The following is an 8,692-nucleotide window of genomic DNA, read 5'->3' on the forward strand; positions in this document are numbered from 1 at the left end:
CTGTATTTAAGTACTTTTAATTTATGAAAAAAATTAGCCTTCTTCTTTTAGCTACGCTATTTCTTGCCAGTTGTGTGTACAATAAAGAAATAAAAGATACAACTGATGTTCAAATGCCTGAACCTATCATGCCTTCAGAAAAATATAATGTTGCTTTTGTTATTGTGAATGGTGTTTATAATTCAGAATTAGTAGCCCCATTGGATATTCTGCATCATACAATATTTCATACTAAAAAGGGAATGAGGGTTTTTACTGTTGCACCAGATACTACATTAATCACCTCTTTTGAAGGTCTTAGAATTCAGCCCGATTTCTCATTTGCTTCTATTGATCTTCCAGAAATTGATGTACTTGTTGTGCCGAGTGCTGAAAATAGTATGGGAACCGATTTAGAAAATGACACACTTATCAATTTTGTAAAAGAAAAGGGGACTAATGCTAAATATGTGATGTCGCTATGTGATGGTGCATTTGTGTTGGCCAAAGCCGGTTTGGTAGAAGGTAAAGAATCTACCACATTCCCTTCTGATATTGATGCCTATGCAAAGAAATTTCCTCAGTTAAAGGTTCATAAAGGAGTAAGTTTTGTGCACGATGGTAAGCTTATTACCTCTGTTGGTGGCGCCAAGTCTTACGATCCAGCACTGTACTTATCTGAATTGCTTTATGGAAAAAGAGCAGCCGAAGGCCTGGCGCGAGGTTTAGTAATAGACTGGGATATTAACAGCATTGATTTTATACGAGTTGAACATTAAATTAATTTTGTTTTAACAACAATTTCATTGTGCAGAGTTTTATGAACCGGGCACTTATCTGCGATTTCCAATAAACGATTTCTTTGTTCTTCTGTAAGATTACCAGATAGTTCAATTTCCCTTTCAATCTGGTCTAGAACTGAACCTTTATCATCTGGTTTCTCTGAATCTTTGGTATGCTCTTTTGAGTGCTGGAGATGAACTTGTACCTCCTTTAAATCAATCTCTTTTCTATCGGCATACATCCGTAGCGTCATGCTAGTACATGCGCCTAATGCAGCTACCAATAAATCATAAGGAGAAGGCCCATAATTTCCTCCACCTACCGATTTCGGCTCATCGGCAAGTAAGTAGTGGCTTTCAGTTTTTATTTCAGTTAAGTATTTATCCGTTCCAGTACGTACCGTTACTTGTTTTGTGGTATTAAGTTCATTTTCTTTTTTGTATTCCACATACCTGGCGGCCCAGGAGGCAATGATGCTCCCCACATAATTTGAGTCAGCACTTTTGGTGAGCAAGTGATTGGCGCCATCAAGTGAAATATAACTTTTTGGATGATGGGCACTTTCATAAATTTTTCTTGCATTATCAATACCAACAATTTCATCTTGAGGGCTATGCATTACTAAGAGAGCCTTTTTCAATTTCGATATTTTCTTTTCGTCACTGGCTTTTTCCAGGTCCTCGATAAATTGTCGTTGTATTTTGAATGGACGCCCACCAATCTTTACAGTAGCTTCGCCATCCTTTTTAATGGCCTCCAGGTCTTTATCAAACATGTGTGTTACATGCCCGGGGTCAAAAGGTGAGCCAATGGTTACAACAGCTTTTGCTTCTGGCATTTGGTGCGCAGCTGCCAATACAGCCGCACCACCCAAAGAATGCCCAATCACAATAGCAGGTTCTTTGTACTCATCAGCCATAAATTGATATGCGTTTACGAGATCACTAATATTTGTATTGAAGTTTGTATCTGAAAAATACCCTTCACTGTCACCTAATCCTGTAAAATCAAACCGTAGAACAGCTATTCCTTTTTGGGTCATTGACCTACTAATATTTACAACAGCTTTTAGGTCTTTAGAGCATGTAAAGCAATGTGCAAAAATAGCATAAGCTAAAGGGTTACCATCTACTGGTAATTCTAATATAGCATGGATAGTTTGGCCTTTTGTATTTTGGAATCTTACCGGTTTAAGCTTCATCTTTTGAGAGTTTAAGTATATTATGATATAAAGTACTGGTTTTTCTTACACCAATATGGAATGTAGCTGACTAAACCTTATATTGCAAAATTTTATTCCGAGATTGTATAAGTTATGATTCAATTAGGTCCTGATGGACTTGTAATTTCCGAGTTGTTCGAGGCGGGTGTAGATGGCATTTTCTTATTGGATGACGACTGCAAGGTATTTTCTTGGAATAAGAAAATGATCGAACTTACTGGTTTATCATCTGAAGAGGCCAATGGACAAGCTATTTTTAATCTATCGGGCCAGTTTAAAAGAACGTTTTTTGTAGATGCACTTAAACGTGCTTTAAATAATGAAGGCTCCATACCAACAGAGCGTTTAACATTTTCCAATCAAGGCAAATTCTTTTACTGCCAGGCAAGTATTTCACCATTTAACCTTCCTTATGGAGAAGGCATTGGGTGTTTAGTTGTGCTTAGGCTACTAAATGAACGATTAAACGAAAGCAGGTTTAAGCCATTGGTAGAAGAATCACCAATTGCCACTGCCATTTATGATAGAAAGGGGCAACCAAAATATTTTAATAAAGCCTATGGCAAAATTTGGGGGGCATCTACTAAGATATCGAGTTACGTGCTTGGTGCATACAATATTCTAGAAGATATCCAGCTAGTGGATTTAGGTATCATGCCATTTATTGAAAAAGCTTTTGCAGGAGAGACCTGTGAAATACCAGCGGTGTCATACAATCCTGAAAAAACACCTGTATTAAAAAATCTTGGTTTAAATGAATATAAGTTTGTTAAAGGTCATTTGTTTCCCATTGTTAATGCCGAAAAACAAGTGGAAGAAGTGGTGCTTGTTTTAAATGATGTAACATTCCAAAAACAGGCAGAACAGATTTTATCCGATACCCATGCGAAATTTCAAAAATTAACACATGGTTTGCCGGGGGTTATTTATGAGTACGAAGAAATTGGCGATAACCCACATACATTCAGATACATAAGCGAAGGTTGTTTAGATATGTTTGGGTTCTCACCAGAACAAATTTTGAAAAACTCTCATTTGCTGGAAGATAGAATACATAAAGAGGATATCGATAGCTACAAAGAATCGATGCGCAACAGTGAGTTCGGAGCACGAAATTGGGCTTGGCAGGGAAGAATTGTAGTAAACGATGTAGTGAAGTGGATTGAAGGTAAATCCAGCCCTACTATGCTCAATGATGGATCAGTAGTCCGATATGGTTTATTGCTGGATATTACCGATAAAAAAGAAGTTGAGCGCCAATATAAATTAACGGAAGAACGCCTTCAACTGGCGTTAGATGGTGCGGATCTTGGCCTTTGGGAATGGGAACATAAAAAAGGCAAATTCTTGCTCAATAAATCATGGGCTCATAAACTCGGCTATGATCATACTGAATTCAACAAACATTTTTCTAAATGGGAATCACTGGTGCATCCTGAAGATTTAGAAGTTTTTAACAGAAAAACAGAACAGTTCTCCTTAGGCACAAAAGAAGTGGTTGAGTTTGAGTACAGAATGAAAACCAAAGCAGGTGAGTGGGTTTGGGTACTTGACAGAGGCAAAGTAATTGAAAGAACCAAAACGGGTAAAGTAAAAAGAGCTTCCGGCACCATTTTGGATGTTAATAAGTCTAAAATCACACAGCAACTTATTAAACAGAATGAGCAGTTGTTTACACAACTTTTTGAAAATGCTCCTTTAGGTCTTGTGTTGCTTGATGACAAGCACCAGGTGGTGCAAATGAATCAAGGGTTTGTAGATATGTTCGGTTACTCAAAAGAGGAAGTAATTGGCAGGCAGTTAAATAACATCATTGTACCTGATGCCAGCTTTCAGGAAAGTATAGATATTAATACACTTACATCAAAAGGTACCGTGGGTATATTAGAATCGCATCGCTTAAATAAAAATGGCGATCTGATTCCGGTAATTATTTATGGAGTGCCTATTTCTTACAATGACACTACCATTGGTATTTATGGCATTTATGTAAATATTGCTGAGCGTGTGAAAGCGGAAAAAGAGCTTCAGATACGAAATAATGAACTAGATAACTTCGTCTATAAAGTTTCGCACGACTTGAGAGCTCCACTTTCATCGATATTAGGCTTAGTTCATTTGGCTAATCATGAGCAAAATGAAGATGACCTCAAAGAATACATTGCCATTATAGAAAATAGAGTAAAGCAGCTGGATAGCTTTATTAATGATGTATTAAGCCACTCCAAAAACCTTAAAATGGAGGTAAAAGTTGATGAAATCAACTTTAGGGAAATTATAGATAACTGCTACGAGGAGCTAAGTTATTTGCCTCATTCTAAAAATGTACTAAGAAAAATAGCGATTAATGGAACTGGGTTTTTTAGTGACGTTTGGCGTATCAAAGAAGTGTTCAGAAACTTAATTTCCAATGCCATTAAATATGCAGATCCAGACAAAGATTGCTCATTTATATCTCTGGATATTGACATAACTCAAGACAAGGCAATCATAAGAGTAGAGGATAACGGAATTGGCATTGATGATGATTCACTGCCTAAAATTTTTGAAATGTTTTACCGTGCTACTACCAAAGCGGAAGGATCAGGAATTGGATTATATATTGTTAAAAATGCCGTTGAAAAACTGGATGGACAAGTAGAGCTAGAAAGCAAGGCAAATGAAGGAACCATCTTTAACATAATTTTGCCTAATCAATGTCATAACGCTGAAATTAAGGCATAGAAGGCTTATACTTGCAACATGAACGTTGTTGAAGTAAAAGACAAGTACTCTATCAAAGAATTTATTCAGTTTCCCGTTCGCCTTTACAAGAACGAAAAAACATGGATTCGTCCGCTTGATAAAGACATAGAAAATGTCTTTGACCCTAAGAAAAATAAAACGTTTAGAAACGGTAAGTGCATACGCTGGATACTTCAGCGCGATGGAAAAACTATAGGCCGAATAGCTGCCTTTGTTAATGAAAAAACCGTTCATAAAGACAATGACCAACCTACGGGAGGGCTTGGTTTTTTCGAGTGCATTAATGATCAGGGTGTGGCTAACCTACTTTTTGATACCGGGAAAAAGTGGTTGAAAGAGCAGGGAATGGAAGCTATGGATGGACCTATTAACTTCGGTGAGCGTGATAAATGGTGGGGTTGTTTGATTGATGGCTTTCATATAGAACCTAATTACAATTGCAATTACAATTTTCCCTATTACGTTCAACTCTTCGAGAATTATGGCTTTCAGATCTATTTTAAGCAGCTAACATTTGGTAGAAAAGTGCGAGATCCTTTTTCAAAACGTTTGATGGAGAAAGGTGAGCGTATTATGGCCGATAAGGAGTCAGGCTACCATTTTGAGCACCTAAGATTGAAGAACTTAGCCAAATACACGGAAGATTTTAGAGTGGTGTACAATAAGGCCTGGGCAAGGCATAAAGGTGTTTCAAAGATGACTTCGCTTCAGGCGAAAGCCATTATGAAGCAAATGAAGCCCATTATAGATGAAAAAATTATTTGGTTTGGGTATCATAATAATGAACCTGTGGCATTTTACATTAACCTGCCAGAAGTAAACCAGATATTTAAATATGTAAACGGTAAGCTAGATTGGATTGGTAAGTTGAAATTTGTCTATCATAAGTGGCGAAAAAGCTGTAATAAAATGCTTGGTTTGGTGTTTGGTATAGCGCCTGAGCATCAGGGTAAAGGAGTGGAAGGTGCTTTGGTATTGGCTACGGCACAAATGGTGCAGAAAGACTACCAAAGATATGACGATTTAGAGATGAACTGGATTGGAGATTTTAATCCAAAAATGATAAGAGTAGTAGAACAAGTTGGTGGTGATGTTGTTAAAACACATGTTACCTACCGCAAGTTGTTTGATGAGACAAAGCCTTTTAAGCGTTGTCCTATTCAGTAGTTGGTGAATGAATATTTTGAATTTTAGATCACGTATTTTAGTTAAGAATATTTTGAAAGGCTTGCTTTGGTTAACAGGCCTTATCGTACTTTTTTATGTATTTGAAGAGTACACCCATTTCAATTTATTTCTCGAACATATAGCACAATGGCCATGGGCGGTGTATTCGGTATTCATAGCCTCTGAGGTGATTTTTGGCATAATACCACCAGAATTTTTTGTGAAATGGTCAGAAAATCATGGGCTGTTCGATACCTATGTGGCCAATGTCGCACTACTAGCTATTATCTCTTATGGTGCTGGTGTATTAGGTTATTACATAGGTTCTAACCTTAGAAATGTAGCCTTTTTCAAGCCTTATTTTGATCGGTACATCCGCAGATATAGAAACTTGCTAAATAAATATGCTGGTTTCCTAATACTTATTGGAGCGGTAACGCCTGTTCCTTTTTCAGCAATCTGCATGTTGGTAGGCGCTACTAATTTCGATTTCAACAAGTTTCTGTTGGTGGCATCCTCACGATTTTTACGTTTTGCTTTCTACTCAGCGGCCTTATTTTATATTTAAAAAGTTATGAAGAAAAGAACCGGAGTACTTCTCATAAATCTTGGAACCCCAGATAGCCCTTCTGTTGGAGATGTTCGTTCATACTTGTTTCAATTTTTGAATGATCCACGGGTAATTGACATTCCCAAGCTACTCAGAATGCTTTTGGTTAACCTGATCATTGTTCCATTTCGAGCACCAAAGTCGGCCAAGATTTATAAGGAGTTATGGACGGAGGAAGGCTCTCCTTTGCTGAATATCAGCCAGAATGTTGCGAATAAGTTAGATAAAGAGTTAGGTGAAGATTACGATGTGCATCTGGCCATGCGCTATAAAAATCCAAACATCAAAGATGTGCTGGAGCAGATGAGGCTGAATAATTATACCAAAATTGTAGTGATCACTATGTTTCCACAATATGCATCGGCTAGCACAGGTTCTGCATACGAGTTGGTGATGGATGTGGTGAAAAAATGGTGGGTAATTCCTGAAATTCAGTTTGCAGGCCAATACTATGATCACCCAGATTTTATTGCAGCCATTGCTGATAGAGCCTCCAAATATAACTTTGATGAGTACGATCATATTTTGTTCTCGTATCATGGTGTACCCGACAGGCACGTGGACAAAGTGTATGCTACAGGCCTGTGTACTGATAGAGACTGTGAGCATGAGATTACTGAAGAAAACCAGTATTGCTACAAGGCCACATGCTATGCCACCACACGACTTTTAGTACAAAAGTTGGGAATTCCAGAAGACCGCTATACAGTTTGTTTTCAGTCGCGATTAGATAAAAAATGGTTAACTCCCTTCTCCGATAAAGTAGTGGAGGAATGGGGCAAAAAAGGAGCTAAGAAATTATTAGTGTTCTCACCAGCATTTACTGCCGACTGCCTGGAAACCATCATTGAAATTGGTGATGAGTACCAGGAAATTTTTGAGGAGCATGGCGGTGAGAAAGTTCAACTGGTGGAAAGTCTGAACGAGCACCCACTTTGGATTAAGTGTTTGAAGGAGTTGGTTCAGGGATAGCTTATTTTAAAGCCTCCTGCTTATAAAACTCAGCAATCTTCTCACTGGCATAATCAATCTCCTCAGCTGTATTGTACTTACTGAATGAGAACCTTACCGCCCCTCTATTTGGATTGGCCTTAATACCGGCCAATACGTGCGAGCCTGTTGTCGCGCCACTTGAACAAGCACTGCCCCCAGAAGCTGAAATGCCATTAATATCCAGAGTAAACAACAACATGTCATTATCCTGCGATTCTGGGAGGCATACGTTTAAGACAGTATAAAGGCTTTTTTCAGGATTCGCAGATTCTCCATTAAAAGACACTCCTTCAATAGAGCTTCTCAGATTTTGAATCATTCTATCTTTCAAGCCCTGAATAAAATTCTGGTGTTCAGCCATTTCTCTATAAGCAATTTCCAATGCCTTGGCCGTACCAATGATGCCATAGACATTTTCTGTTCCACCACGCATATTACGCTCCTGTGCACCTCCATGAATGAACGGAGCGATTTTAGTGCTTTTATCAATGTACATAAAACCTGCACCCTTTGGCCCATGAAATTTATGGGCGGCACCAGTAACACATTGCACATTGAGGCTACTCAAATCATGCGCATAATGCCCCATTGTTTGCACGGTATCCGAATGAAAAATGGCATTATGTTTTTGGCAAATTTCACCAACAGCATTAAGATCTATCAGGTTGCCTATTTCATTATTCGCGTGCATCAGCGAAACCAGGCTTCTTTCATTAGTAGTCAACAGTTCATCTAAATGAGCAAAATCAACATTGCCCTTCTCATCTAAATTAACATAGCTGAGTTTAATCTTGCCAGTAGCTTCTAAATTTTCTAAAGTATGTAGCACGGCATGATGCTCAATTTTAGAAGTGATGGCATGGGTGAGGTTGTAGGAAGATATGCTACTGCAGATTAAGGTATTATCCGCCTCTGTTCCACCAGATGTAAAGAAAATTTCGCTGGTGGAAGCATGTAATAACTCTGCTACGGTTTTTCTGGCCGACTCAATCGCAGAACGTACTTGTCTTCCATGTGAATGTGTGCTGCTGGGATTTCCGAAGTTCTCCATTAAAAATGGCTTCATTGCCTCGAAAACCTCCAGATCGAGGGGTGTAGTAGCTGCATTATCCAGATATACCTTCATAAGCCTAGGCTTTGTTACTAATTATTTCTTTGATGTCATTAATGATTTTCTTCGCCAAATATTCAGC

7 protein-coding genes are annotated in these 8,692 nt (G+C 38.3%); 5 read left to right on the forward strand and 2 right to left on the reverse strand.

The features are described 5' to 3' along the window. Nucleotides 1-23 precede the first annotated feature (23 nt). The gene (locus RLO81_RS09375) at nt 24-758 is read left to right on the forward strand and encodes a DJ-1/PfpI family protein (protein WP_350110503.1); all 735 of its coding nucleotides are present in this window, start codon (nt 24-26) and stop codon (nt 756-758) included. Here the strand turns inward: RLO81_RS09375 and RLO81_RS09380 are convergent. Next, nucleotides 755-1,963 (reverse strand): bifunctional alpha/beta hydrolase/OsmC family protein, encoded by a 1,209-nt coding sequence (locus RLO81_RS09380; RefSeq protein ID WP_350110505.1) that lies wholly within the window; start codon nt 1,961-1,963, stop codon nt 755-757. The genes RLO81_RS09375 and RLO81_RS09380 overlap by 4 nt on opposite strands. 114 nt (nt 1,964-2,077) lie before the next feature. Between RLO81_RS09380 and RLO81_RS09385 the strand changes: the two genes are divergently transcribed. The 4 genes from RLO81_RS09385 to hemH are packed head-to-tail and all read left to right on the forward strand — an operon-like array spanning nt 2,078 to nt 7,478. Further along, nucleotides 2,078-4,708, forward strand: a complete 2,631-nt coding sequence (locus RLO81_RS09385; protein ID WP_350110508.1) for a PAS domain S-box protein — start codon at nt 2,078-2,080, stop codon at nt 4,706-4,708. A gap of 18 nt (nt 4,709-4,726) precedes the next feature. Further along, entirely contained in the window at nt 4,727-5,896 is a 1,170-nt protein-coding gene (locus RLO81_RS09390; RefSeq protein ID WP_350110511.1) for a hypothetical protein, read from the forward strand. A gap of 7 nt (nt 5,897-5,903) precedes the next feature. Continuing rightward, nucleotides 5,904-6,464 carry a hypothetical protein gene (locus RLO81_RS09395; protein WP_350110514.1) on the forward strand — a complete coding sequence of 187 codons (561 nt, stop codon included), beginning with the start codon at nt 5,904-5,906 and terminating at the stop codon, nt 6,462-6,464. 6 nt (nt 6,465-6,470) lie between these two features. Continuing rightward, nucleotides 6,471-7,478 (forward strand): ferrochelatase, encoded by a 1,008-nt coding sequence (hemH, locus tag RLO81_RS09400; RefSeq protein WP_350110517.1) that lies wholly within the window; start codon nt 6,471-6,473, stop codon nt 7,476-7,478. 1 nt (nt 7,479) lies between these two features. Here hemH and RLO81_RS09405 read toward each other — a convergent pair whose 3' ends face one another. Next, complete coding sequence (locus RLO81_RS09405) at nt 7,480-8,625, reverse strand: cysteine desulfurase family protein (protein ID WP_350110520.1); 1,146 nt, start codon at nt 8,623-8,625, stop codon at nt 7,480-7,482. Between the last annotated feature and the right edge of the window lie 67 nt (nt 8,626-8,692).

The sequence above is a fragment of the Fulvivirga sp. genome (assembly GCF_040220315.1).
Lineage (GTDB): Bacteria > Bacteroidota > Bacteroidia > Cytophagales > Cyclobacteriaceae > Fulvivirga.